We start from the raw sequence: 24,262 nt of genomic DNA, 5'->3' as shown, positions 1-24,262 counted from the left end.
CAAAAATAGGATTAATCATAAATGCTCAGCACACAGGAGCAATGACATGAAACGCTAGAGATATTGTGCATAAGCCCTGACTAGAGTGCAAATTATCATTTGCATTGCTGTGATAAAAATTGCTTGATGAAAAATGGGTTTGATAGCAGTGCAGTGGCAAAAAGCGGCTTAATTAAAAACCGCCCAGCAATAAAAATTGCCCACAACTTAAAGCAATTATGGGCAATCAGGCTACCGCAGGATTTATTGAGATTTACGCAGGCGATTGCTGATGAGGGTGCCAATGCCTTCATCAGTAAAGACTTCCAGCAGGGTTACATGAGGAACGCGGCCATCCACAATATGCGCACTCACCACACCGCCTTTAACGGCATCAAGCGCACAGGACACTTTAGGAATCATGCCACCATAAATAACCCCTATCTCAATCAGGTGGTCAACTTCCTGGGTACTCAGGCCCGTCATGACTTTTTTGTTGGCATCCATAACACCGGAAATATTGGTGAGTAATACCAGTTTTTCAGCTTTTAAGGCTTCAGCCACTTTACCTGCGACCAGATCAGCATTGATATTGTAAGTGTTACCTTCTTCATCTACACCCAGCGGTGCAATAACCGGAATAAAGTCACTTTCAATAAACAGGTTGAGTACATCGGTTTTAACACCAACCACTTCACCCACTAAGCCCAGATCAATTTGCTTAACCTGACCGTCATCAGTTTTTTTATCCAGTAGCAGTTTTCTGGCGCGCAACAGGTTACCGTCCGTTCCTGTTAAACCAATGGCACGACCGCCATGGCGGTTAATCAGGTTAACGATAGATTTGTTGACACTGCCACCCAGCACCATTTCCACAATTTCCATGGTGGAGGCATCAGTCACCCGCATCCCATCAATCCGGTCAGATTCACGGCCCAGTTGCTTGAGCAGGTTGTCCACCTGTGGGCCGCCGCCATGCACAACCACCGGATGCAGCCCAACAGTTTTGAGCAGCACGATGTCACGGGCAAACGAGCTTTCCAGTTCTGGGTCGGTCATGGCATTGCCGCCGTACTTCACCACAATAATTTTATCGGCAAAGCGCTGAATGTAGGGGAGTGCCTCAGTGAGAACGTTGGCAATATTCAGGGCGGTCTCGGTGTTCAAGGCCATGGGCAACTCCAGAGGGTTTTTATTCAAGAATCAACTGCGCCAGACGTTCATCTTTTGAGCGTAACAGGCGTGCAAAAGTGGCACGGATCAGGCGCAGGTTTTCAGCCGTGTCGGCATCAAAACGGGCAGTGATAAAGTGGCCGGTATTTGACGGACGAATAATGCCAAAACCAGCATCAAAATCAAGTCGTATGCCATCAATGGTTGAAATTTTGGCATCAGATAACTGAGCTGCTTCAGCTTCAAAGGCTGTCATAAGATCAGTTGCATCAGTATTATCCAGTGGTAAATACAGGTCAGGTGTTGACACACGCTGAGGCAGGCTGGCAATGACTTCTTCCAGGGTCTGACCGCTGTTATCCAGCCATTCCAGCAAGCGCAGGGCAGCATAAAGCCCATCATCCTGCCCGTGTCCGCGATGGTCCTTGAAGAAATAGTGCCCTGAGAATTCACCGGCAAATACGGCCTGATGTTCCGGGTCATTCAATGCCTGGCGCAAGAAAGTATTACCAGTGCGTACCATTACCGGGCGGCCCCCATCCTGACTAACTATGCTGGAAACCATGCGTGAGCATTTCACATCAAAAATGATGTCGCTGCCGGGATTACTGTCCAGACAGATTTTGGCAAACAGGGTAATCAGGTGATCCGGTGAAACCACATTGCCCTGACTATCCAGCACCACCACACGATCGCCATCACCATCAAAGGCAAAACCTAGCTGGCTACCAGAAATGACGATATCATTGCTCAGTTCCTGTAAATACTCAGCCTTGCTTGGATCTGGCGCACCATTAGGAAACATGCCATTGGCTTCGGTATGCAGGCTGCTCACTTCACACCCGGCAGCCTGAAACGCAGCCATTGCAAATTCGCCAGCACTGCCATGCATGGCATCAACGGAAATATTGAATGGCTGGCTTAAGATCACATCATCCTGAAGCAGGTTCAGGTAGTCTTCGTTATATGACACACTGCGGATTGTGCCCAGACCTTCAATGAAGTGTTCATCAAGCACGCACTGTTTGATCCCTTCAATGTTGTCAGGCGTTGGTGACTGGTGCTGAACCAGCCATTTCAGGCCGTTTTCATTGGCAGGATTATGGCTGGCAGTGATCATCACCGCATTGCCATCATGCTGAGCCGCTGCAAAATAGCAGATCGGGGTGGTTACACGGCCAATATCGATCACGGTCAGCCCACTATCAACAAAGGCCTGCCGAATCAGGCGCGCATAGCCAGAGCTTGATGTACGTGCATCGTAGCCGACCACTACCTGATACTGGTTTTTATAGCGGTAATGTGCCCCAAGCGCCCGGCCAATTTTGGTGACCAGTTCATTGCTTAGGTCATCAATGGTGCCGCGAATATCATAGGCCCGGAAAATATGATCTGGAAAGCGGGGGGCACCCACATTAAATTCCATGTCTGGCAGCAGGGTTTCATCCAGATTAAATTCAATGGCATCAGAATGAGCGGCCTTGGCAGTATCTGCAGGTGATTCTTGCAGTGTTTCTTCTAACAGATCCAGTTCCTCAAAGGCTTCACTGGCACTGGCTTCCTGTGCAACCGGCGACGTGCTGGTGGTTTCATCTGAGGTCGGTGCGGCATCCATCACTGCATCATCTTCAAGTACAGTCGAAGAGTTCATGTGTTCTGCTACGGCAGCAGCACTAATCGGTGAAATGGCCACATTATTGTTATAGGCTGAGGTTGCCGCCGGGTTGATAGCAGTGAAATCAGTTGCGCTGCTAGTATTCAGATTATCAAGGTTAGGATCAGCAACTCCGGCTGTATCAGCAACAGGGCTTTTTCGTAAGGCCCAGATCGCTAGCGGAATTAACCCGCCCAGTAAAGTCAGTAGTGCAGCCCACAGTGGCAATTGACTGCCTGAATCCACAGACTGAACAGCCAGTTGCCAGCTTTGCTGATTCAATGGAATGGCTTTTAAGCCGCCATCGTTACCGCTACCATGAATGCGCAGGACTTCAAGCTGGCTACCGTCACTGAGTTTTTGTGAAAATTTAAGCTCAATATTGGCCGGGGTAATACTTTCCAGATCCTTGACCAGTGGTGCCAGTGGCCATTCAAAAATGGCATAGCCACCAGTGGGCATGGCACGGGCAGTACTGACCACCCCCTTGGCTCCTGTCCCACTAATTTCAGGCTGGGTCGGTGCGCTACGGGTTCGGTTAAGCAAATCCTGATCGGCATAATTCAAAGAAGGCGGTACGCTACCATCAATCGGAATGACGGCTTTGAGTGTGGCGCTACTGCGTAGCATGGGTTGCTGGGCCAGTAATCCAGCCTGCTGCTGCCAGTGCTGTGCATAGTGTTCAATCAGTACACCGGCCTGTTTGGTAAAGGTATCAAGTTGGGCTTGCGTTTGCTGCTGGTCATGCTGAGCAACCAGATAATAGACGCCGGCACTGCTGGCACCCATTAGAACAAAATGAATAATCAGGGCAAGTGGTTTATTTATTGTTAGACCTTTATTCGTATTCAAAGGCTTGAGTTTGGGCACGACACACTTCCTTGATCGTTCTTGACCTTATAGGGTGATTAAGGGCTGTGCTTCACCAGCAAAGCCGCCCTGACAAGGCCGGATTAAGATTTGAATGGTTTTAACAGACTCACGTCACGGGCAGTTTATGCAGTACCCGTATGGCCAAAACCACCGCTGCCACGTTCAGTTTGCTCAAAGTCATTTACAACTTCAAGTTGAGTTTGTATCACGGGAACCAGCACATATTGTGCCATTCGTTCACCCGGCGCCAAAGTAAAGGCAGCCGTGCCACGATTCCATACCGAAACCATCAGTTCGCCCTGATAGTCAGAGTCAATCAGCCCCACCAGATTGCCCAGTACAATGCCATGCTTATGCCCAAGTCCCGAACGCGGTAAAATCAGGCCAGCGTAGTGCGGATCGGCAATGTAAATGGCCATGCCGGTTTTGACCAGCACGGTATCACCGGGATTGAGAACAATGGCTTCATCAATGCAGGCGCGTAAATCAAGGCCTGCAGAGCCTGGGGTCGCATGCGTGGGCAGAGGCCAGGTGGTGCCAATCCGTGAATCCAGAATTTTAACTTGAAGTTTCATGCCATGAAGTTCCTATGAGGATTACCCTCAATAATTAAGTACACTAATCGCTTAAAAAGCAGGCAAGTGGGCCGAATTGTAAAATTATAAGCGCCAAGCATCGAAACACCTAGCGCAAGTTACTGATATCTATTTCATTAATGCTTTTAAATTGGCCAGGTAGGCAGCAGCCTGCGCTTTTGGGTCAACATTAGACAGTTTTTGTTTCTTTTTGCCAGACCATTCCAGTTCTTCTTCGGGCAGTTCATCCAGAAAACGGCTGGGTGTGGTCTGCCGCATTTGCCCACCAGCCTTGCGTTGCTCGGCCAGCGTGAGCGTTAAACCTTGCCGGGCGCGGGTAATGCCTACATACATCAGGCGGCGTTCTTCTTCAATGGTATCGCCAGCAATGGAATTGCGGTGCGGCAGCAGTTCCTCTTCCAGCCCCATAATGTACACATACGGAAATTCCAGTCCTTTGGCCGCATGTAGGGTCATCAGGTTCACCTTGTCGGTATCGTCTTCTTCCTGTTGCTGTTCCAGCAGGTCTAGCAGAACCAGCTTGCGGATTACGCTTTCAATATTGCGCTCATCCACATCATCGGCACGGGTAATCAGGCTCTGGATACTGCTGTACAGGGTTTCAATATTGTCCAGCTTATTCTTTTCTGCGGCTGGTGTTGCTGCCTGTTCGCGCACGAAATCAATATAGCCCGTTTCATTAATCATTTGGCGTACCACAGGCACCGGATCGTCATTGTCGTGCAGGCGGCGGGTGTAATCTTCAATAAAACCGGCAAACTCATGCAACTGTGAAGCAGCTTTTTTGGCAAAGACCATGCTCAGGCGCTGGTCTGCCGAGGCGCCTAATAATGACAAGTGATTGTCCTGAGCAAACAGCCCTAGTTTTTCCAGCGTGGCTGGGCCAATGGCACGTTTGGGCGTGTTGATAATTCGTAAAAATGCACTGTCGTCTTCAGGATTAATAATCAGGCGCAGGTAACTCATCACATCCTTGATTTCAGCGCGTGCGAAGAACGATGTCCCACCAGAGAGTTTATACGGAATCTGCATCTGGCGTAGCTGGGCTTCCAGCACCCGCGCCTGAAAATTGCCTCGGTACAGTACGGCATAATCCTTCCATGATTTGCCATTCATTAGCTTATGGTTCATCAGGTCATGTGCCACGCGCTCGGCTTCATCATCATCGTTGCGGCAGGTAATCACCCGGATGGCTTCACCATGACCTTTGTCGCTCCACAATTGTTTTTCAAACAGGTGCGGATTATTGGTAATCACCGAGTTGGCAGCTTTTAAAATCCGGCTGGTTGAGCGGTAATTTTGTTCCAGCTTGATGACTTTCAGGCTGGGAAAGTCTTCTGCCAGCAATGCCATGTTTTCGGGTTTGGCACCACGCCACGCATAAATAGACTGGTCATCATCACCTACAGCAGTAAAGCGGCCCATCACGCCGACCAGAAGTTTAACCAGCATATACTGTGCGGTGTTGGTATCCTGATATTCATCTACCAGCAGGTAGCGCACCCGGTTTTGCCATTTGTCGCGGATTTCGGCATTTTCCTGCAGCAAGCGGGTGGGCAGGGCAATCAGGTCATCAAAATCGACTGCATTGTAGGCCCGGATATTGCGCTCATACAGTTCGTACAGGTGCGCCAGATGCAAATCTTCAGGGGTTTCAGCCGTGCTCATGGCCTGCGCAGGTAGCAACAAATCGTTTTTCCAGTCAGAAATCCGGCGCATGGCCTTGCCAATCAGCTCTTTACTATCGGCACCCGCCAGATTGTCCTTGTGCATTAAATCCATCAGCAGGCGCTTGCAGTCATCGGCGTCCAGAATGGAAAAATTATTCTTAAGGGGGGTATGCTTGAGTTCAATCCGTAACAAATTCAGGCCAAAATTGTGGAATGTAGAAACCGTTAAACCCTTGGATTCTTCACGCGGAATGAGTTTGCTTACCCGTTCCTTCATTTCACGTGCGGCCTTGTTGGTAAAGGTCATGGCCGTAATGCGATGCGCCGGCACACCACAATTTTGAATCAGGTGGGCGATCTTGCGGGTGATTACAGCAGTTTTGCCAGAGCCTGCACCCGCCAGAACCAATAGTGGCCCTGACACATAGGTCATGGCTTCCTGCTGACGGGGATTAAGCTGGCTCAGTTTTGCATTACTGCTCATTGTATGTCGTACTCAAGAAAAACATGCCCGGAAAATCAGGCTAAAAAAAGGTAAAAACAGCAACCGGATTATAGGCAAAGCGACTTATTTAAGGGAGCTTTTAATTTTGTAAAAGTTCATGTGCCCATCACATTGCGTCATCAACTGACGTGTAAATTAGAAAATAAAAATATTACATAAATTATTATTAAGGCTAAGTAACTGTAAGAATAATTACCAATTGCCAGAATAATTAGAAAAAATAAGTGGTTAAACTCCCTTCATTACTCAAAAATAGCGGAGCAATCCTAATTGAATGCAAAGCAGTGGCTTTTGTCAGGACTATTGTTATTTGTAGCAGCCATTGCCGTTGGGGCCGGTATTGCATGGTGGATATTAAATTACCTTGAAATTGGTTTGCCTATTCGCAACCAGCAGGCGCAGGTGCGCATTACAGAACCCGTGCAGGCCAAAGCAGATATCTATGATCCGCTGGAAGTAATGGTGAAAGGGTCAATTGATACAAAAATTCCCATTAACCAGCAAATTCAGGTACCTATTAAGGACACCATGCATACGATGGTCAGTTTTGATAATGAGGTGCCGATCAAACTAAAAGTCAGAGTGGATAACCAGATTCCCCTGGACCAGATTGTGCATGTTGATTCCAGGGTAGAAGTCAAGGTACTGGGTAAGACGGTGAGCCTGCCTATTCGTGGGGATATTCCCATCAAAACCAACATTCCAGTGCATTTTACTATTCCCATTGACCAGCAAGTACGACTGAAATTTGTGGCACCTGTGGCTGCCAATATTGAACAACGCCTGAATATTCCCCTAAAAACCACCATTGATGCCAGAGTGCCTGTGCATGGGGTATTGCAGGTGCCTGTCAAATCACAAATCAATACCCAGTTGGTTATTCCAGAGCCACTGGACACGGTGATTACCAAAAGCAATCTGAGAATTCCACTGAAGGCGCTGTCCTTGTATCGCCATGATTCAGCCCAGCCCAGTCACTCAGCAACAGGGCAGTAATCAGGATGAATACAAGGAATACAATCCCGAAAAAAACCATCCCCAAAAAAACCATCTGGCTGCTAGCAGGAGCAACGCTGGTGGTGATGCTGGGCGGCATGGTTGGCTTTTGGTGCTATGCCTATCTTGGTGTTGGCATTGACCTGCACAATCAGCAGGGAAAAATGATGATGCCCTCACAGATTGATGTGAATGTCGCAGCCACCAACACTTTTGCCGTTCAACTTGCTGGCAATGTTAAGGTTGAGGTGCCGATTGACCAGAACATTGAAGTACCGCTGGCAGGAACTTACAAAACCCGAATTAAAATTGATACGCCTATTCCCATTAAATTTAATGTGCATTACAAGGGCAGCATTCCGGTCAAAACGATGGCAGAAATCAATGACACCACTGCACTGGTATTGCCACATTTGCCCAAGCTGCCATTAAAGCTTCAAGTGCCACTGGAATTTAACCTGCCGGTTGATATGGTGATTCCAGTCAATACCACGCTACGTTTTGCCTATGAAGGGCCAATCATGCTGGGCTTTGACCAGAATACTGTGACCCGGCTGAATACGGTATTGCACACGCAAACACCGTTAAATCATGTGATGCAGGTGCCGCTGCTCACTAGCTTTAATGTCAGGGTTTATCCTGAGCCAAAGCCATTGGGTATGGTACTGGATACCCATTTGCATCAGCCTATTAATCAATTGCAGATCAGCCGAAATGGCAATTAAGCCTTAACCAGCCAGTGCTGGCTGGTTAAAAAATACTTTAGCTTTTTAATGGGTTTAAATACATTTTTATAGCCTGTTGTTTTTGAATGAAAAACTTAAATTAACTTGAGCTAAATGCTTGGTTTTAAAAACAATAATTTTGGGTTAGGGTAAAACAAGAATTAAGGCAAACCGCTGAGGAAACAAACATGGCAATAATGTGGTCACCCGACCTGAACACCGGCATTGAGGTGATTGACCGGCAGCATCAGCGCATTGTGGAATATATCAACCAGCTCGAGCTCACCAAGAATCACCATGACCGTAATATGATGAAACAGGTGCTGGATGATCTGGTGGACTATACCCAGTCGCACTTTGCCTTTGAAGAAAGTTTGCAGGAAGAAGCAGGCTACAAGTATGCCAAGCCGCACCAGAAAGTGCACCAGTTGTTTATCAAGCGCATCAATAACTATCAGGAGCGCTTTAACCGGGGACAGGACATTACCGATGAGCTGCATCAGGTGCTGGTGACGTGGTTAATTAATCATATTCGCCGTGATGATGCTGATTATGTTGGCTCGGTGAAGCAAAACATGATTGGGGTGATTAAGGCGTAGGAAGCCAAAAACAAGAACTGGTTTCAGCGCTGGTTTTCATAGCAGGGTTGTTTAATACAGGATCTTGCATAATAGCAACACGGATAACAGGATAGGGAAGTCCGGTTTAAGATTAGGATTTAAACAAGCAGTAGACTGGTTTTAGACATACTGTATTTATAAGAAAAATAATCTCTGGCAATTTCTGGTTTTGGCGATTCTCAGCTTTCAAGCGCATATATTTTGGTCTAAAAATGTAAAAAAACCGTCATTAATAAGCGTTTTGCATTAGCATTGGCGCAGTTAAAACCCAATGTGATGTGGAATACAACGCCCATGAATTCACCCGTAATATTGCGCGCAAGCAGCATATTGGCTGGCCTAACCATGACCTTGTTGCTGGCTGGCTGGATCGTTCCATTTATTCAGTTTAGCAGTGCTAGCCAGTTTGATTTCTGGTCGGTCTGGCTGCTGTGTATGGTTATTCTGGCGCTGCCATTTAGCCTGCTGGAAATTGCACTGGCCAAGCGCAGCAAGGCAACGCCTTTACCTGCCTTGATGGTACTCACCCGTGAAGCCGATGCCAAACCAGTCTGGCGGATTACCGGCTGGCTGGCAGCAGCCGTAATGGCACTGCTTAGCGGTGGCTTGCTGTATCAGTCGGCCAGCATGCTGTTTGAGGGCATGGGCCATAGCCCAGATGAGATGATGGGTTATTTATCCATTGGCCTGATTTTCGCAGGCGTCGTGTTGTCATTTGTGCCACGCGCTGTGCTGATTATTGTGGCCAGCATTGCGGTCATTATTGCCAGCATTTTAAGCTTTATGCAAATGGGTGTGGGCAACTGGCAGTGGACTGCTTTTAGCCTGAAAGAATGGGCATGGGCCGTGAGTCTGGCGCTGATTGCCACAGGCTTGGGCTATGGCATGTACTGGCAGCTTAATGCCAGCCAGCCAGTTGAAAAAGCCAGCAAAACAGCGTTGCCAATCTGGGCAGGCCAATTGCTTGGCGGTGTAGTGATTGCTGTGATACAGGGCTTTCATGGCACACAAACCTTGTGGCTATATGCCATTGCTTTGCTGGCTGGTGCGGGATTTTTAATTTCATTGCTACGCGAACAACTCCAGGCGCGCGGTTTGAATATAGTGCTGCAATGGCTGTTTGTACTGGTTGGCCTGCTGTTATGGCTGGTGCCCATACAACCTGTACTCACCACGTTAACTGTCATTCTGGCGCTAGTGGTATGCCTGCTGTATGCCATTTTTAGTGGCTGGATGATGAAAATTAGCCATTTGCGCAAGGCACTGAATTTTGAGCAGGAAGTGGTCTATAACCTGTGGCGCATTGCTGTGCGTGTGCTGATTCCACTGGCAATTATTGTGGCCATTATTGGTCTGCTTTTACCCGCTTAACTCCTCAGGACAAACTGCATGGCTGAGCAAATCACACAAGATAAAAAAATAGTGCAGGTGGCTTATGTAGATGCCACCGGACAATATCTGGTGAGTCTGGACTGGCAGGAAGCACTAACCGCCATGCAGGCGCTTGAGCAATCCGGCCTGCTGGCAAAACTGCCTACCGGACAAGCTTTAGCTGTGGGTGTATTTGGCATGAAAATCGATCAGCCTGAGCAGTATCTGTTGCAAGCGGGTGATCGGCTGGAAATTTACCGTCCGCTCACCCGTGACCCGATGGCAGTGCGGCGCAAGCGGGCGGAAGCACACCCGGTAGGGCGTTTAAAACGCAAGCTGTAATGCCTAAAACAGCATCATATTTAAAATCATTCGCTGGCTTAATATTAACAAAACAGTTGAGTGGCATAAGCGGCAAAAAATGGCAAATCAAACCATAAGTTCAGCCCACTGATCGCTGCATGATTTGCCAGAAACCATAAGGCTTATTCAGCCAGACTTGCTACACTACAACTAAAATAAACTCTGATAACTGAATAATGAAAAAACAGCATATTGCCATTATTGGTGCGGGTACTGCCGGACTGGCGCTAGCGCGTATTCTGGCACAACAGCAGCATGAAATCACAATAATTGAAAAAGCCAGCGAAATGGAAAACGTTGGGGCAGGGATTTTATTGCAACCTGCCGGACTGGCCGTATTTGAACATCTGGGTGTATTGGATGAAGCGCTAAAACTGGGTTGCCGCGTGAATGGACTGGAAGGCAAGCTTGCAAGCGGACATTTGCTGGTCAACAGTCATTATCGCGAAGTAGCACCGCATTGTTTTGGTTTGGGCATGCATCGCGCTAGTCTGTGTCATGTGCTGATGCAAAACCTGCAACACGCCAGTCATGACCGACAAATGATTCATTGTCACATGGGCACGGAAATTAGTGAAATTGTGCCTTCAGGCCAGCGTATGCAGCTCATTGGCCAGACCACCAATCAGCAAGTATTCCAACAAACTTTTGACGCTGTCATCATCGCCAATGGCGCGCGTAGCCAGTTGCGGCCAAAGCAATGGATCAAACTGGACAAGCCTTATCCGTGGGGAGCGGCATGGTGCATTGTGCCTGCTTGTACTACGCTAGATAGCAATATTCTGCATCAGTTTTATGATGGTGCCAGTACCATGATGGGCATTTTGCCAACCGGTGCTGTGCCTCAGCAAGCCGATCAGCCCTTATCCAGTGTGTTCTGGAGTATGCCCACGCCACATATATCCGGCTGGCTAAAAGATAATAGCAACCGTGATATCTGGTTAAAATCTGTAGAACAGCGCTGGCCAGTGGCAGCAGAATGGCTGGCGCAAGTCGTGGTTTCGCATCAGCAATGGCTGCCTGCGCATTATCGCGATGTGATATTAAGCCGCTATGGGGAAGGGCGAATTGGAATTATTGGCGATGCAGCCCATGCCATGAGTCCGCAACTGGGACAAGGCGTCAATATGGCCTTACTGGATGCCTGGGCACTGGGCAAGGCAATTGGGCAGGCCAGTGAGTGGGACAAAGTCTGGGACAATTATCATCAGCAGCGCTTAAGTTCCATCCGTTTTTACCAGTGGCTAAGTCGCACGCTCACTCCATTTTATCAATCGCACCGACGTGATCTGGGCTGGCTGCGTGATGCTGGATTTAGCTGGATGTACCGTATTCCGTGGCTACGCAAGCAAATGGCGCATACCATTGCCGGGATTAAGCATAATCCCTTGCAGGACATGTCACTGCAAGAAATTTCAACACCATTGACTGCGCAACAGCCGATAAGCAGTAATATAACCAGCGTGCAGGTATAACTCAGGTGCAATGACAAAAAGTACAGCCCTAAAAAACGCCAGACTGGATGTTACCCGTCTGGCGCAGAACTGGATGCAGGCGTGCTTATTTTATAGCGGCGGCGCGGTCAGGATGGCATCCTTGCTTTGTGGCAGGCCAGGCTGCTTTTCAGGCAGGGTTTCCAGACCTTCAATCCGGGTAACGATGCCCTGAGCATCAAAATAAACCCGTAAATGCTGGCCGGAAGTGGCAGGCAGTTTGGCCTTGCGTGCATAAGTACCGGGAATGTAATTATACAGGTAGTCCCAGCGATCTGGATTTAACGTGTCCGTAATGGCTGGTGAGCCCAGCAGGAAACGTACCTGTTGCTGGGTCATTCCCACTTTAATCTGTGAGGCCTGTGCTTGCGTCAATGGCGTACCCTGTGGCACATCAATTTTGTAAACACCAAACACAGAACAACCCGAAATGATGGATGAGGCAAATAAAGCCAACATGATTTTTTGCATTTTGCTACACTATCCCGTTAAATAACGATGCACACGGCGTAAAGGTCGATCATACTTTATTTGTGATTTAATTGCCCGTGACGTGTCAACAATAGATTACATTGAGAGACATATTTATGCCAATCACCAATCAGGACTTGCGTAAGGCTGGCCTAAAGGTAACCCTGCCACGCATCAAGATTTTAGAGTTACTGGAAAACTCAAGTGATCATCATTTAAGCGCAGAAGATATTTATAAAACACTGCTGGAACAGGGCGAAGACGTTGGTTTGGCGACCGTTTACCGGGTGCTGACCCAGTTTGAGGCTGCGGGCATTATTGAGCGTCACCACTTTGAAAACAATCATTCCGTGTTTGAAATCATGCAGGAAGATCACCATGACCACATGGTTTGTCAAAGCTGTAACAAGGTCGTGGAATTCACCAATCCGGTGATTGAATCCGAGCAGCATAAGGTCGCTGAAAATCTGGGTTTTACCCTAACCGGGCATTCCCTGAACCTGTACGGCTATTGTAACAAGCCGGAATGTCAGGACGCGGCACGTAAAAAATAAGTGAAAAACCAGACGTTGTTGCTGGGCTTGTAAAAGCATCTCTTGATTTATACAGAGATGCTTTTTTAACTTATGGACTAACCTGACGCCAGATATCCGATCTAAAACCAAACTAGTTACTAAATAATAACAATTTAATTTTCATCATTTCTCTGCATCATCAAAGTAGCCAGCACTGATTTAATTTATAAGAATGCTAGTGCTAGGTACTTAACTACTGTGCTGAATGTCTTCAAATACAGGCAACATGTCGCGAGCATTTAATACTTCACCGCATGCTGAACAACACATTACGGTTTGGGTTTTCTGGCCACAGCTTTTATGAATATAGGAAACTGACGCAAATTCACCCTGGTCATTAAGCCATGAATTGCCCCAGTGACTAATGGCTAAAATAATGGGATACAGCGCCAAACCACGTTCAGTGAGGCGATATTCGTAACGTTTTGGGGCATCCTGATAGGCCACTTTTTCCAGAATTCTGGCGTCTACCAGCCGGTTAAGCCGCTCGGCCAGGACATGGCGTGTTACCCCAAGCTGTTTTTGAAAATCATCAAAGCGCCGGATTTTTAAAAAACAATGTCGGATAATCAGTAATGTCCACCGATCACCAAAAATCGCCAGACTGCGTGCGATAGGGCAATTTAATTCACCTTGTTCTTGCCATTTCATGCCATACCCTCCGTGAGTGGATTCTAGCATAACTCTGCTTTCTGGTATCCCCATGGGCCAGTGCTGTCCTGATTTGATATTGACAGCAATTTACGAAGCATCTACTCTGGCTTATAAGTTCCAAAAAGGAACTTATGTTTTTAATAAATTGCTTTTTGCCAAAAATACCCTTTGTTCCATTGAGGTCATGACCATGTCTCACTCTGTATCAGTACCTGCGAAGAAAAGTATACAAACTAAAATCAGCCGAGCTAAAACCAAGCTAGCGCAAGCTAAGCCATCATTTCCGGTGCGGCGTATGGACTATGAGTTCGCCGCCATGCCACGCTACTGGTTCGCCAATGAACCATCCTTAACCCATCTGTTTACTGGCATGTCGACATTGTTTCCTGAGGGAGAATCATACTTTGTGCGCTCGGTACGCGCCTTGCGTAAGCAGATTAAGGATAATCCGCAACTGGACAAGGATATTGGTGCGTTTATCGGGCAGGAAGCCATGCATTCCAAGGAGCATCATGCTTTTCATCAAAGTGCTGAGCAGTTTGGGCTTGACCCGGCGTCATTGGAAAACGCAACCGGTTTAATCCTGAAAACCCTTGAAAAGTTATTGAGCAAAAAAGCCAATTTATTGCTCACGGTAGGGCTAGAGCACTACACCGCGGTGCTGGTGGTGACCATGATGGACAGTGTCAATGAATTGATGACCGATGACACCGTGCGTAATTTATGGCTGTGGCATAGTGTGGAGGAAACTGAACACAAGGCTGTTGCCTTTGATATGTACCAGCATTTATATGGGTCAGGATTAAATGCCTATTTACCACGAATCATGATATTTAGTTTTGCACTGCTGATGATTACCAGCATGATGATAGGCTACACCACAGTGCTGATGAAACGTGACAAGCAATTGCTGAACCTGAGATCGTGGAAAAAACTGGGCCAGATGATGGTGAGTAGCCACAAAATTTTCATTCCCAAATTTTTGGATTATTACCGGCCTGATTTTCATCCCAATGATACGGATGAAAGTGAGCTGGTTGCCAAGACTAAAGCCAAGCTCGGTTTGCTCAAGCCAGCAGACGCACTTGCTTGTTAATCAGGCTGGCGCGCATATCATCATTAACTATTTTTATTCATCGTTGTTTTATCACTGAACGGGAAATTATTCTATGAATCCAAAAGAAATGACTGGCTTGCAAATTATGCAGGCATTTGCACAAGGCCTGTTTCCAACCCCCGGAATTGCTAAAACCATGCCGATGGCACCTGTGGAAGTAGAGCAGGGCCGTGTTGTTTTTACAGCAACAGCCAATGAAAGTCATACCAATCCACTGGGCGGCGTGCATGGTGGTTTTGCTGCAACCGTGCTGGATTCAGTCACAGGCTGTGCCACGCATACGGTGCTGGCGGCTGGTGAAGGTTATGGCACCATTGACCTGAATATCAAGATGTGCCGTCCCATTCCGTTTAACAAAACCCTGCGCGCTGAAGGCAAGGTGATTAATGTGAGTAAAAGTCTGGTAATTTCCGAAGGCTATATTCGGGATGAAAATGATAAAATTTATGCATTTGCTACCGCAACCAATATGATTATTCGCTAAAAAAGCAGTAAAAATCAGACATGGAAAAAGGCGATACCGGATGATATCGCCTTTTTTTGTCTGATGTGAATGGCTAAAAAGCTATTCGCTATCCTCAATGGCCAGACCTTTGGTGGCCTGATCCAGAAAGCGGGTATCCGCATTTTTGCCCAGCTTGATCATCAGGCGTAAATCGTTGGGCGCATCGGCGTGCTTGATGGCATCGTCATAGGTGATTTCACCGCCCAGATACAGGTCATACAAAGCCTGGTCGAAAGTCTGCATGCCCAGTTCGCGCGAGCGTTTCATCACATTCTTGATTTCATGGATTTCACCCTTGCGGATGTAATCGGATACCAGCGGCGTATTGATCAGTACCTCAATACAGGCACGGCGTGCCTTGCCATCTGGGGTTGGAATCAGTTGCTGGGCCACCAGCGCTTTCAGGTTAAGTGATAAATCCATATAAAGCTGGCCATGACGGTCGGCTTCAAAGAAGTGAATGATGCGATCAAGTGCCTGGTTGGCATTGTTGGCGTGTAGGGTTGCCAGCACCAGGTGACCGGTTTCAGCGAAGGCAATCGCATAGTCCATGACTTCGCGGGTACGGATTTCCCCAATCAGGATGACATCCGGCGCCTGACGCAGCGTATTTTTCAGGGCAATTTCAAAGGATTCGGTATCAATGCCCACTTCGCGCTGGGTAATGATGCAACCAGAATGCTGGTGTACAAATTCAATCGGGTCTTCAATGGTAATGATATGACCGCGTGAATTCTTGTTGCGGTGACCGATCATGGACGCCAGAGAGGTGGATTTACCAGTACCGGTAGCGCCCACAAAAATGATAATGCCGCGCTTGGTCATAGCAAGGTCTTTGATAACCGTGGGCAGCTTGAGGTCTTCCACCGAGGGAATATGAGTTTCGATCCGGCGCAAAATCATGCCCGGAAAATCGCGCTGTACAAAGGCACTCACGCGAAAACGAGCGGTTTCATCCTTGTCGGTAATGGCAAAGTTGCATTCCCGCGTTATGCGGAATTCTTCCCGTTGCTTGTCAGTCATGACACTGTGAATCAGCTGGCCAACCACTTCCGGGGTTAAGGCTGTCTTGGTGACTGGAATAATCTTGCCATTGATTTTCATGGATGGCGCAACACCCGCAGTGATAAACAGGTCTGACCCGTTTTTTTCGACCATCAGTCGCAATAAATCATTAAATTCCATGATACATCCCTGTGATGCTTACGAATAAGGTGAAAAAAATTAGGTAAAACTTTCCGGAACTTTAGCAGCACTGCGCGCAGCTGCCGGGCTAATCACACCCTTGGCGACCAGCGTTTTCAGGCTTTGATCCAGTGTAGTCATGCCATAGCCTGCACCGGTCTGGATTGCAGAATACATCTGGGCGACCTTGTTCTCACGAATGAGGTTACGGATGGCCGGAATACCAATCATGATTTCATGCGCTGCCACACGGCCCCCGCCATTTTTCTTGAGCAGGGTTTGTGAAATTACTGCCTGCAATGATTCAGATAGCATCGAACGAACCATATCTTTTTCTTCGGCAGGGAATACGTCCACCACGCGGTCAATGGTTTTGGCCGCTGAGGTGGTGTGCAGTGTTCCAAATACCAAGTGGCCAGTTTCGGCGGCAGTCAGCGCCAGACGAATGGTTTCAAGGTCACGCATCTCACCCACCAGAATAATATCCGGGTCTTCACGTAGCGCCGAGCGCAGGGCTTCATTAAAGCCATGCGTATCGCGGTGCACTTCACGCTGGTTAATCAAACATTTTTTTGGTGTGTGTACAAATTCAATCGGGTCTTCAACGGTTAAAATATGGTCAAAGCGGGTATTGTTAATATAGTCCAGCATGGCAGCCAGTGTGGTGGATTTGCCAGAACCCGTTGGCCCGGTTACCAGCACAATGCCGCGTGGATAGTCACTGATATCCTTGAAAATCTGGCCGAGTCCCAGATCATCCATGGTCAGGACTTTGGATGGAATCGTCCGGAATACCGCACCTGCACCACGGTTCTGGTTAAAGGCGTTGACACGGAAACGCGCGATGCCGGGAACTTCAAAGGAAAAGTCGGTTTCCAGAAATTCTTCATAGTCACGGCGCTGCTTGTCATTCATGATGTCATAAATCAGCCGGTGAACCTCCTTGTGTTCCATTGCTGGCAAATTAATACGGCGTACTTCGCCATCTACCCGGATCATGGGCGGCAAGCCTGCCGACAAGTGTAAGTCCGATGCACCATTTTTGGCAGAAAACGCAAGTAATTCGGTAATATCCATGTAAACCTCGTAATGCTTAAAGCAAATCGATGGTTAAAATGACTGATGAGGTGGCAGCGCAAAAAATGCGTTATGCTAGGTCACCGGGCACATTCCATCGCGTCTTTTATCTATAGGCAGATCATGACTGATTTTGGGCTAAAACGGCAACAAATACTGAGTAAAATTGAAGCAGCTTGCAAAAAAAATGCAAGAAAATTTGAAGATGTTCAACTTTTGGCCGTCTCTAAAACCCATCCGGCAGATGTGCTACGTGAAATGCATATGGCAGGCCAGCGCCGCTTTGGTGAAAACTACTTGCAAGAAGCCCTGGCCAAGCAGGAGCAATTGCAGGACTTAGACCTTGAATGGCATTTTATTGGCCATGTGCAGCGCAATAAAACCAAACCCCTCGCAGCACATTTTGACTGGATACATGGGGTAGACCGGCTGATTATTGCCGAGCGATTATCAGCCCAGCGCCCGGAAAACCTGAAGCCATTAAATATCTGCATTCAGGTCAATATTGATGGGCAGGACAGCAAGGATGGCTGTGCACCAGCAGAAGTACCAGAACTGGTGCAGCAAATCAGTCAGCTTGCCAACATTCGCCTGCGTGGTCTGATGGTTATTCCAAAACCGGATAATACCGCTGCTTTTGCTGATGCTAAAAAATTGTTTGATGACGTAAAGGCACAGCATGCGCAACCAGATGACTGGGATACCTTAAGCATGGGCATGTCGGGTGACTTAGAGGAGGCGATTGCTGCGGGTTCAACGATGGTCAGGGTAGGGACAGCGTTGTTTGGGGTGCGTCCTATTAAATCCAGCTAGCTTTTCTTAGAAAAATAGGAAATCCAATACATTTTTGTTGAATATAGGTTTAACCACGGCGGCTAGCCCTCCCCCTGATAAGGGGGAGCTGGAGGGGGTTATAAAAATTAGCAACTTTTATTTAAAACACCCTCCCTAACCCTCCCTTAATAAGGGAGGGGAACTGCTAGCCTGATCACATGTTACTGGTACTACTAGAAATTTTTATAATCAATAAAGAAGTGTAAAATAATAAATCGAGAGAATTAAGTGAACCAGAAAATATTTAACCGGACAGAATATAAAGAAAGACGACAAAACTTACGCAACAATGCGACGGTAGCAGAACAACAACTTTGGCAAGTTTTACGCAACAATCAGCTCGGTGTAAAGTTCAGGCGTCAGCATGGAATAGGCCACTACATTACGGATTTTTACTGTCCGGCCTTGAAGCTCGTCATTGAAGTTGACGGTGATAGTCATTTTACACAGGCTGGTCAGCAAAATGATCAAATCCGTGATCAATATTTCCAGTCACTGGATATTGCAGTATTACGTTTTACCAATCACGAAGTCCTGAAAAACTTATTCGGCGTGCATTGGCAAACACAGCAGCTCATTGAAAATAGAAACGTGATTCATCAATAACCTGAATAATTCAACCTCTTTATGTCACTTTCTGATAAAGGAGAAAAATACAGTTAATTAACCAACCACCTCAATTCGACTGGCTCCAGACCCTTGCGGAATCACCTGAATCTTGACCGGAATGCGCTCATGCATTTCAGTAATATGCGAAATTAATACCACCTTGCGACCTTGGCTTTGCAAGCGATCCAAAGCATCCATCACCACATGCAGCGAGCTTTGATCCAGTGTGCCAAAGCCTTCATCAATAAACAGCGATTCCAGTTTGGTATTGCCGGACGCCATATTGGCAATGCCCAATGCCAGCGCCAGTGACACCAGAAAGCTTTCGCCACCGGATAGCGAGAGCACAGGGCGAACTTCATCATTCATATAATGATCAACAATGGTCAGGCCCAGCGAATCTTCAATACAGCGCAGCGAATAACGCGGCGTTAAGGCGACAAGCTGCTGGTTGGCCAGCTCAACCAGCATTTGCAGGTGAAACTGTTGTGCCAGTTTTTTAAAGGTTGCACCTTTGGCATCGCCAATCAGGCTTGAAATCTTGTCCCAGCGGTGATACTCGGCTCTGGCCCTGTTGAGTTCGGCCTGATATTGCACGGCTTGCTGCTGCTGTTGCTCATCCTGCATTTTTTTAAGTTTTAGGGCGGTGTATTGTTCATCCAGTTGTTGCAAGGTCTGAATAATGTCCAGCATACGGACTTGCAAGTCTTGCAGATTCAGCGGTGGGTGACTGGTTGAGTGCTGCTGCTGTTGCTGTTGATAAACACTGAGCGTGTTTTCAGCCTGTTGTCGCTGTTGTTGCAGGTGCTGGCATTGATCCTGAAGCTGCTGTTTATGCAAGTAATCACAGTGCAGCAATTTTTCAATCATTGCGGGCTGTAATTCCGCATGTTGCTGTTGCCACTGCACAATTTTCTGTTGTACTTGCTGTAGGGCAAGCTGGTTTTTTTGCAAATCCTGCTGTAGGTGTTCCAGTTGCTGCTGCACTTTGATGTGCTGTTTTTCTGTCTGTTGTTTAAGCTGGTCAGCCTGATTCAATTGCTGTTGCTGATTTTGCTGTTGCTGCTGTAGCTGTTGTAACCAGTCTTCGCTGGAGCGCACTGTAAAAGGCGCTGCGTATTGCGTAAACACAGCATCGAGTTGCTGCTGGATTTGCTGTTGACTGGCTTGCTGCTGTTTCAGTTGTTGCTGTAATTCAGTGTGTTGTGCCTGTGCATGATAAATGGCAGATTGTAGCTGCAACAATTGGTGCTGCTGTTGCTGCGCCTGTTTTTCCAGTTGCCTGAGTTGTTCCTGGGCTTTGCAGCGTAACTGAATGCTTTGTACAAACTGGCTTGATGCCTCGATACACTGATGGTGCCATGCTTGCACTAAAGACGGAGTTAAAGCTTCAACTGTTTGTTGTTCCAGCGCTACCAGTTCCTGCTGTTTTTCCAGCAGCTTCTGGCTTTGTTCCTGCTGTTTTTCCAGTTGCTGCCAGGTTTTAAGCTGGGCTTGCTGCTGCTGGCATTGTTGCTCAAGCGCGGTTCGGCTGCTGTCGAGTTTATCCTGTATGTCTTTTAGTAACTGCTGGGCAAAAGTGAGTTCTGGTTGCTGTTCCAGCTTTTGATAGAACTTGCTGCTGATCTTGCAGATTTCATCTAGAATGCTTTGCCGATCATCAGTGGCATGCTTTTGACGGTTGCCAAGCTGGTCAAGGCTGGTTTGCAGGCGGGTAATCTGTTGTTGGAGTTGAGTTTCTTGCTGGCGTGCCTGCTGTAGGTCCAACTCTGCCTGTTGCTGCTGGGCATCCAGTTGCTGGTTAAGGGCATTGAGCAGGTTTTGCGGATCATAAAAGGGATGCTCGGTGCTGCCACAAACCATGCAGGGATGTTCTGGCGTTAGTTGCTGCCGCAATTCCTTAACACTTTGCGCCGTAAACAGGCGTTGCTCATTCAGCAATTGCTGGGTGGTTTTAAGCTGTAACTCGGCATTTTGCGTTTTTTGGCTGGTGTGCTGGGCTTCGGCTTGCAGGGTGCCAAGCTGTTGCTGTTCGCTGGTCTGTTGCTGCTGCATGGCCAGAATTTGCTGTTCTACCTTGAGCCAGGATTTAAGCTGGTCGCTAATGCGCTCGCAAGCGGCCTGATGCTTATGCTGCTTTTCCAGTTGTTGCTGGGTTTCGTGCAACTGCTGTTCAAATTGCTCAAGGTTGCCATGCCGGGTAATCAGGTTGCTTAACTGCTGGCTGAGTTGCTCAAGCTGTCGCTGCTGGCTGGCCGTATCCTGTTGAAAAATATTGGGCTGCTGGCGTGTTAATTCTTCACGTAACCGTGCTGCTTTTTGAATGGTTAGAATTGCCGCTTGTGGCTCGGCATCAAAGCAGGCGAATTCCTGCGTTTGTTCCAGAACAGTCTGTTGCTGTAATTTTTGGGTTTGCAAGCGCGTTTGCTGTTGTTCCAGGCTGCTTTGTTCAGCCAGTTGTGGTGCAAGTTTTGCGCTTAACTGTTCCAGTTTATCCTGCTGCTGACCGATATGAACATTCAGGCTGGCCAGTTGGTGTTCACAGTGCTGGGCAGTTTGCAGTTGCGGTTTCAGGATTTGCTGCTGTTGTTGCAGACTATTCAGGGCATCCAGTTGTTGTTGATAATGCTGCTGTTGCTGGCTGAGTTGCTGCGCGAGTACAATCGCCTGTTGCTCAGCCAGTTGCCGGGTTGCTAATAATTCTACCTGTTGCTGTTCAAGTTGCTGTGCCTGCAAAAAGCTGGCGCGTACAGGTTCAAATTGTTCCAGTTGTTGCAAAAACACCATTTGCGGTTGAAAGGCATCAAGTTGTTGCTGGGCAGTGCTTAGGACTTCTTGCTGTTGGGTAATTTGCTGTTGTAATTGCTGCTGCTGGCTATACCATTCCAGTTGTTTTTCAAGCTGCTGTTTTTGTTGCTGCTGTTCATTAAATTGCTGCTGGGCAGTATGCAGTTGTTCATTCAAAACTTGGCGTTCTGCATCACTTAAGGGCAGTTGATCGCCTATTTTTTTCTCAATGCTTTCTACTTTCTCACGGGCATGCTTGGTGGCAGCAAACGACGCTATACCGATGCGTGAATAAATATCCGAATTGGTGAGATACTCCAGCAGGTCGGCGCGCTCGTTGTCTTTGGCCTTTAAAAATGCGGTCACTTCCGACTGGGCCAGCAGCACTGCCCGGGTAAACTGATTAAAGGTTAAACCCAGCAACTGGGTAATTTTGTCGTTGCATTCCTTGGTGCGTTCAGAAATGAGTTGACCATCGGTTATACAGCGCAGGGCACGCTGCACATCCTGCAATTTTCCACTGGCTTTTAGGCGCGCCCGCTTAACTTCCCAGCGTGCCAGATAATGTTTGCCATCCTGTGCAATAAACTCGACTTCGGCAAAGCCCTGTACGCAACCCCGCCGTAAAATATTCTTGCTGGAATTAATGAGCAGTTCCTCACCACTCACATCAGTAATTTTTTTCTGGCTTTCAGCGTGTTGCAAACGTGGAATCTGGTCAAACAGGGCAAGGCAAATGGCATCCAGCAGGGTGGTTTTACCAGCACCTGTAATGCCGGTAATGGCAATCAGCCCGGCATTTTTTAACGGTTCCTGCTCAAAATTAATCACGTGGTCGCCAGCAATTGACGCCAGATTAGCCAGCCGCAAACTTAAAATTTTCATAGGTATTGTGTCATACAGCGTCTGGCGGTGCAGTAGCCGTGCTTGGCTGGGGTTTTACAGGCTGGGCAGTTTCCTGATCATCCTGCTGTTCAGCCTGCATGGATAATTGTTGAAAATCCTTAAGCACTTGTGGGTCTTCGACAAAACCCAGCTTTTGCCAGAGTTGCTGGAATAGTTCTGCTGGCGTAGGCGGCGCTATTGGCGTTGCCATGTCATCGGTATCCGATGCAATTTGCTGCGTCAGTGGTTTGGCCATCCGGCTAAGGCGCACCAGACGGTAATTATCCTGTGGCAAGGCGGCTTCAACTTGCTGCCTAAAATCCGGTGGTGGCGGTGTGTCACTATAATATTCAATATCAACAAACGCCTGTTGCGCCAGTGGCAGGGGATTACGGGCTTCCAGATCTCTGGTTTTTTGCAACACTTCATCCAACGTGCCCTTGATTTTAAATAAGGGCACACGGCGTGGTACGAGTAAGGGCTGGATAGTAGCTGGGCTGTCTGGCTTAAGCTGCACTTTGACAATCTGATGCTTGTAATTCACTTCACTAAACGACAGCGGAATCGGTGAGCCACTGTAGCGGATATGTTCGTGTTCAATGCGTTGTGGCCGATGCAAATGACCCAGCGCAACATATTGGATGTCATCATGGAATAGTTTGGTTGAGAGTGCTTCGGCATTGCCTACCAAAATTGGCCGTTCCGAATCCGAGCTAGTGCCGCCTTGCATGTGGGCATGGGTCATTAGCACCAGCGACTGATCTTTGGTCTTGCGGCGGCGTGCTTCTTCAATGAGTTGCTGATACAGGGCTTCGGTGGCCTGTGCCGTTTGCTGGTAATCCTGCCCGTTGCCTGTAATTTCAGCCGGACGTAAATAAGGCAGGGCAATACACCAGGCGCAAATATCACCTTGTGCATTATGGATGGGACGCAACAGCTTATCAAAATTAAGCGTATTGTCGTCCAGCCATTCAATCAGGCCCACCACATGCGTATTGTATTTGGTCAGCAGGGGTTCAACCTGTTCCAGCCGATGACCTGAGTCATGATTGCCTGCGATCATCAGGATTTGCAAATGGCTCACCTGTGCCTGCGCCTGTGCAATAAACTGGTTCAGTTGCTTTAGTGCAGCGGTTGAAGGATTAACCACATCAAAAATATCACCGGCAATCAGCAGGGCATCTGGCTGGTGCTCACGCAGTTGTTCCAGCAGCCAGTTTAAAAAACAGTCGTGCTCATAATGCCGGGAATGATTATAAAAAAACTGTCCCAGATGCCAGTCAGACGTGTGAAAAAAATGCAGCATATTCCTTGATTCGCATTGGCGGGGTGATCGGGTTTAAGGCTAACAGATTTTAGCAAAACAGGGCTATGGCAAAGCAGTAGAATTTTAACAAGTGGGGGTTTTATACAGTGAACACATTGAGCAGATAAAAACGATAAATAAAATTCAGGCCATGTGCATCAATGTACAACATGGCCTGAATTTACCAGAAGATTGATTAAACTATTCTGGTATTAAATGCTGATTACTTATTATTACTG

21 protein-coding genes are annotated in these 24,262 nt (G+C 47.6%); 11 read left to right on the top strand and 10 right to left on the bottom strand.

From position 1 onward, the window contains the following. Positions 1 to 243 precede the first annotated feature (243 nt). From argB to rep, 4 genes are all read right to left on the bottom strand, one after another. Positions 244 to 1,152 carry an acetylglutamate kinase gene (gene argB / locus Q337_RS0107230; protein WP_026471032.1) on the bottom strand — a complete coding sequence of 303 codons (909 nt, stop codon included), beginning with the start codon at positions 1,150 to 1,152 and terminating at the stop codon, positions 244 to 246. A gap of 19 nt (positions 1,153 to 1,171) precedes the next feature. Beyond that, entirely contained in the window at positions 1,172 to 3,676 is a 2,505-nt protein-coding gene (locus Q337_RS18605; protein WP_084494746.1) for a phosphomannomutase/phosphoglucomutase, read from the bottom strand. A 125-nt stretch (positions 3,677 to 3,801) separates the two neighbouring features. Then, on the bottom strand, positions 3,802 to 4,254 hold the full coding sequence (gene dut / locus Q337_RS0107220; protein WP_026471030.1) for a dUTP diphosphatase: 453 nt from the start codon (positions 4,252 to 4,254) through the stop codon (positions 3,802 to 3,804). 129 nt (positions 4,255 to 4,383) lie between these two features. After that, positions 4,384 to 6,429 (bottom strand): DNA helicase Rep, encoded by a 2,046-nt coding sequence (gene rep / locus Q337_RS0107215; RefSeq protein ID WP_026471029.1) that lies wholly within the window; start codon positions 6,427 to 6,429, stop codon positions 4,384 to 4,386. Between the two features lie 312 nt (positions 6,430 to 6,741). Between rep and Q337_RS0107210 the strand changes: the two genes are divergently transcribed. The 6 genes from Q337_RS0107210 to Q337_RS0107180 all read left to right on the top strand — a co-directional run bounded on the left by Q337_RS0107210 (position 6,742) and on the right by Q337_RS0107180 (position 12,000). Beyond that, positions 6,742 to 7,446 carry a hypothetical protein gene (locus Q337_RS0107210; protein ID WP_169733745.1) on the top strand — a complete coding sequence of 235 codons (705 nt, stop codon included), beginning with the start codon at positions 6,742 to 6,744 and terminating at the stop codon, positions 7,444 to 7,446. A gap of 5 nt (positions 7,447 to 7,451) precedes the next feature. After that, positions 7,452 to 8,171, top strand: coding sequence for a hypothetical protein (locus tag Q337_RS0107205; RefSeq protein WP_026471027.1), 720 nt, complete (start codon positions 7,452 to 7,454; stop codon positions 8,169 to 8,171). A 188-nt stretch (positions 8,172 to 8,359) separates the two neighbouring features. Then, a complete protein-coding gene (locus Q337_RS17070; RefSeq protein WP_051526643.1) occupies positions 8,360 to 8,770 on the top strand; it encodes a bacteriohemerythrin in 411 nt (136 codons plus the stop codon). Positions 8,771 to 9,085: 315 nt separating this feature from the next. After that, the gene (locus Q337_RS17065) at positions 9,086 to 10,162 is read left to right on the top strand and encodes a hypothetical protein (RefSeq protein ID WP_156935721.1); all 1,077 of its coding nucleotides are present in this window, start codon (positions 9,086 to 9,088) and stop codon (positions 10,160 to 10,162) included. Between the two features lie 18 nt (positions 10,163 to 10,180). Then, positions 10,181 to 10,504 carry an RnfH family protein gene (locus Q337_RS0107185; protein WP_026471026.1) on the top strand — a complete coding sequence of 108 codons (324 nt, stop codon included), beginning with the start codon at positions 10,181 to 10,183 and terminating at the stop codon, positions 10,502 to 10,504. Between the two features lie 197 nt (positions 10,505 to 10,701). Then, positions 10,702 to 12,000, top strand: a complete 1,299-nt coding sequence (locus tag Q337_RS0107180; RefSeq protein WP_026471025.1) for an FAD-dependent oxidoreductase — start codon at positions 10,702 to 10,704, stop codon at positions 11,998 to 12,000. Between the two features lie 90 nt (positions 12,001 to 12,090). Here Q337_RS0107180 and Q337_RS0107175 read toward each other — a convergent pair whose 3' ends face one another. Beyond that, positions 12,091 to 12,489 carry an outer membrane protein assembly factor BamE gene (locus tag Q337_RS0107175; RefSeq protein WP_026471024.1) on the bottom strand — a complete coding sequence of 133 codons (399 nt, stop codon included), beginning with the start codon at positions 12,487 to 12,489 and terminating at the stop codon, positions 12,091 to 12,093. Between the two features lie 116 nt (positions 12,490 to 12,605). Between Q337_RS0107175 and fur the strand changes: the two genes are divergently transcribed. After that, on the top strand, positions 12,606 to 13,043 hold the full coding sequence (gene fur, locus Q337_RS0107170; protein ID WP_026471023.1) for a ferric iron uptake transcriptional regulator: 438 nt from the start codon (positions 12,606 to 12,608) through the stop codon (positions 13,041 to 13,043). Positions 13,044 to 13,253: 210 nt separating this feature from the next. On the opposite strand, the gene Q337_RS0107165 is transcribed toward fur, so the two are convergent. Next, positions 13,254 to 13,715, bottom strand: a complete 462-nt coding sequence (locus Q337_RS0107165; RefSeq protein ID WP_026471022.1) for a winged helix-turn-helix transcriptional regulator — start codon at positions 13,713 to 13,715, stop codon at positions 13,254 to 13,256. 193 nt (positions 13,716 to 13,908) lie between these two features. On the opposite strand from Q337_RS0107165, the gene Q337_RS0107160 reads away from it, so the two are divergent. Both Q337_RS0107160 and Q337_RS0107155 read left to right on the top strand, forming a co-directional pair. Beyond that, positions 13,909 to 14,814, top strand: a complete 906-nt coding sequence (locus tag Q337_RS0107160) for a metal-dependent hydrolase (protein ID WP_084494781.1) — start codon at positions 13,909 to 13,911, stop codon at positions 14,812 to 14,814. Positions 14,815 to 14,887: 73 nt separating this feature from the next. Beyond that, entirely contained in the window at positions 14,888 to 15,319 is a 432-nt protein-coding gene (locus tag Q337_RS0107155; protein ID WP_026471020.1) for a PaaI family thioesterase, read from the top strand. 81 nt (positions 15,320 to 15,400) lie between these two features. On the opposite strand, the gene Q337_RS0107150 is transcribed toward Q337_RS0107155, so the two are convergent. Both Q337_RS0107150 and Q337_RS0107145 read right to left on the bottom strand, forming a co-directional pair. Further along, complete coding sequence (locus Q337_RS0107150; RefSeq protein ID WP_026471019.1) at positions 15,401 to 16,525, bottom strand: PilT/PilU family type 4a pilus ATPase; 1,125 nt, start codon at positions 16,523 to 16,525, stop codon at positions 15,401 to 15,403. A gap of 39 nt (positions 16,526 to 16,564) precedes the next feature. Beyond that, positions 16,565 to 17,602 (bottom strand): type IV pilus twitching motility protein PilT, encoded by a 1,038-nt coding sequence (locus Q337_RS0107145; protein ID WP_026471018.1) that lies wholly within the window; start codon positions 17,600 to 17,602, stop codon positions 16,565 to 16,567. 123 nt (positions 17,603 to 17,725) lie between these two features. On the opposite strand from Q337_RS0107145, the gene Q337_RS0107140 reads away from it, so the two are divergent. Then, positions 17,726 to 18,415: a YggS family pyridoxal phosphate-dependent enzyme gene (locus Q337_RS0107140; protein WP_026471017.1), complete on the top strand. Its 690-nt coding sequence runs from the start codon at positions 17,726 to 17,728 to the stop codon at positions 18,413 to 18,415. A gap of 249 nt (positions 18,416 to 18,664) precedes the next feature. Further along, positions 18,665 to 19,042 (top strand): endonuclease domain-containing protein, encoded by a 378-nt coding sequence (locus Q337_RS0107135; RefSeq protein ID WP_026471016.1) that lies wholly within the window; start codon positions 18,665 to 18,667, stop codon positions 19,040 to 19,042. Positions 19,043 to 19,099: 57 nt separating this feature from the next. Here the strand turns inward: Q337_RS0107135 and Q337_RS0107130 are convergent, their stop codons facing one another. Continuing rightward, a complete protein-coding gene (locus Q337_RS0107130; RefSeq protein ID WP_026471015.1) occupies positions 19,100 to 22,717 on the bottom strand; it encodes an AAA family ATPase in 3,618 nt (1,205 codons plus the stop codon). 10 nt (positions 22,718 to 22,727) lie between these two features. After that, positions 22,728 to 24,023, bottom strand: coding sequence for an exonuclease SbcCD subunit D (locus Q337_RS0107125; RefSeq protein WP_026471014.1), 1,296 nt, complete (start codon positions 24,021 to 24,023; stop codon positions 22,728 to 22,730). Positions 24,024 to 24,262: the final 239 nt, after the last annotated feature.

Source organism: Alkanindiges illinoisensis DSM 15370, from assembly GCF_000619845.1.
Taxonomy (GTDB): Bacteria; Pseudomonadota; Gammaproteobacteria; order Pseudomonadales; family Moraxellaceae; genus Alkanindiges; species Alkanindiges illinoisensis.
The sequence above is the reverse complement of the archived record's forward strand: the minus strand, read 5'-3'. Positions and strand labels throughout refer to the sequence as shown.

Coding starts and splice junctions, on each gene's coding strand:
- argB (WP_026471032.1), bottom strand. CDS start 1,152: ATGGCCTTGAACACCGAGACCGCCCTGAATATTGCCAACGTTCTCACT.
- dut (WP_026471030.1), bottom strand. CDS start 4,254: ATGAAACTTCAAGTTAAAATTCTGGATTCACGGATTGGCACCACCTGG.
- rep (WP_026471029.1), bottom strand. CDS start 6,429: ATGAGCAGTAATGCAAAACTGAGCCAGCTTAATCCCCGTCAGCAGGAA.
- Q337_RS0107205 (WP_026471027.1), top strand. CDS start 7,452: ATGAATACAAGGAATACAATCCCGAAAAAAACCATCCCCAAAAAAACC.
- Q337_RS17070 (WP_051526643.1), top strand. CDS start 8,360: ATGGCAATAATGTGGTCACCCGACCTGAACACCGGCATTGAGGTGATT.
- Q337_RS17065 (WP_156935721.1), top strand. CDS start 9,086: ATGAATTCACCCGTAATATTGCGCGCAAGCAGCATATTGGCTGGCCTA.
- Q337_RS0107185 (WP_026471026.1), top strand. CDS start 10,181: ATGGCTGAGCAAATCACACAAGATAAAAAAATAGTGCAGGTGGCTTAT.
- Q337_RS0107180 (WP_026471025.1), top strand. CDS start 10,702: ATGAAAAAACAGCATATTGCCATTATTGGTGCGGGTACTGCCGGACTG.
- Q337_RS0107175 (WP_026471024.1), bottom strand. CDS start 12,489: ATGCAAAAAATCATGTTGGCTTTATTTGCCTCATCCATCATTTCGGGT.
- fur (WP_026471023.1), top strand. CDS start 12,606: ATGCCAATCACCAATCAGGACTTGCGTAAGGCTGGCCTAAAGGTAACC.
- Q337_RS0107165 (WP_026471022.1), bottom strand. CDS start 13,715: ATGAAATGGCAAGAACAAGGTGAATTAAATTGCCCTATCGCACGCAGT.
- Q337_RS0107160 (WP_084494781.1), top strand. CDS start 13,909: ATGTCTCACTCTGTATCAGTACCTGCGAAGAAAAGTATACAAACTAAA.
- Q337_RS0107155 (WP_026471020.1), top strand. CDS start 14,888: ATGAATCCAAAAGAAATGACTGGCTTGCAAATTATGCAGGCATTTGCA.
- Q337_RS0107150 (WP_026471019.1), bottom strand. CDS start 16,525: ATGGAATTTAATGATTTATTGCGACTGATGGTCGAAAAAAACGGGTCA.
- Q337_RS0107145 (WP_026471018.1), bottom strand. CDS start 17,602: ATGGATATTACCGAATTACTTGCGTTTTCTGCCAAAAATGGTGCATCG.
- Q337_RS0107140 (WP_026471017.1), top strand. CDS start 17,726: ATGACTGATTTTGGGCTAAAACGGCAACAAATACTGAGTAAAATTGAA.
- Q337_RS0107130 (WP_026471015.1), bottom strand. CDS start 22,717: ATGAAAATTTTAAGTTTGCGGCTGGCTAATCTGGCGTCAATTGCTGGC.
- Q337_RS0107125 (WP_026471014.1), bottom strand. CDS start 24,023: ATGCTGCATTTTTTTCACACGTCTGACTGGCATCTGGGACAGTTTTTT.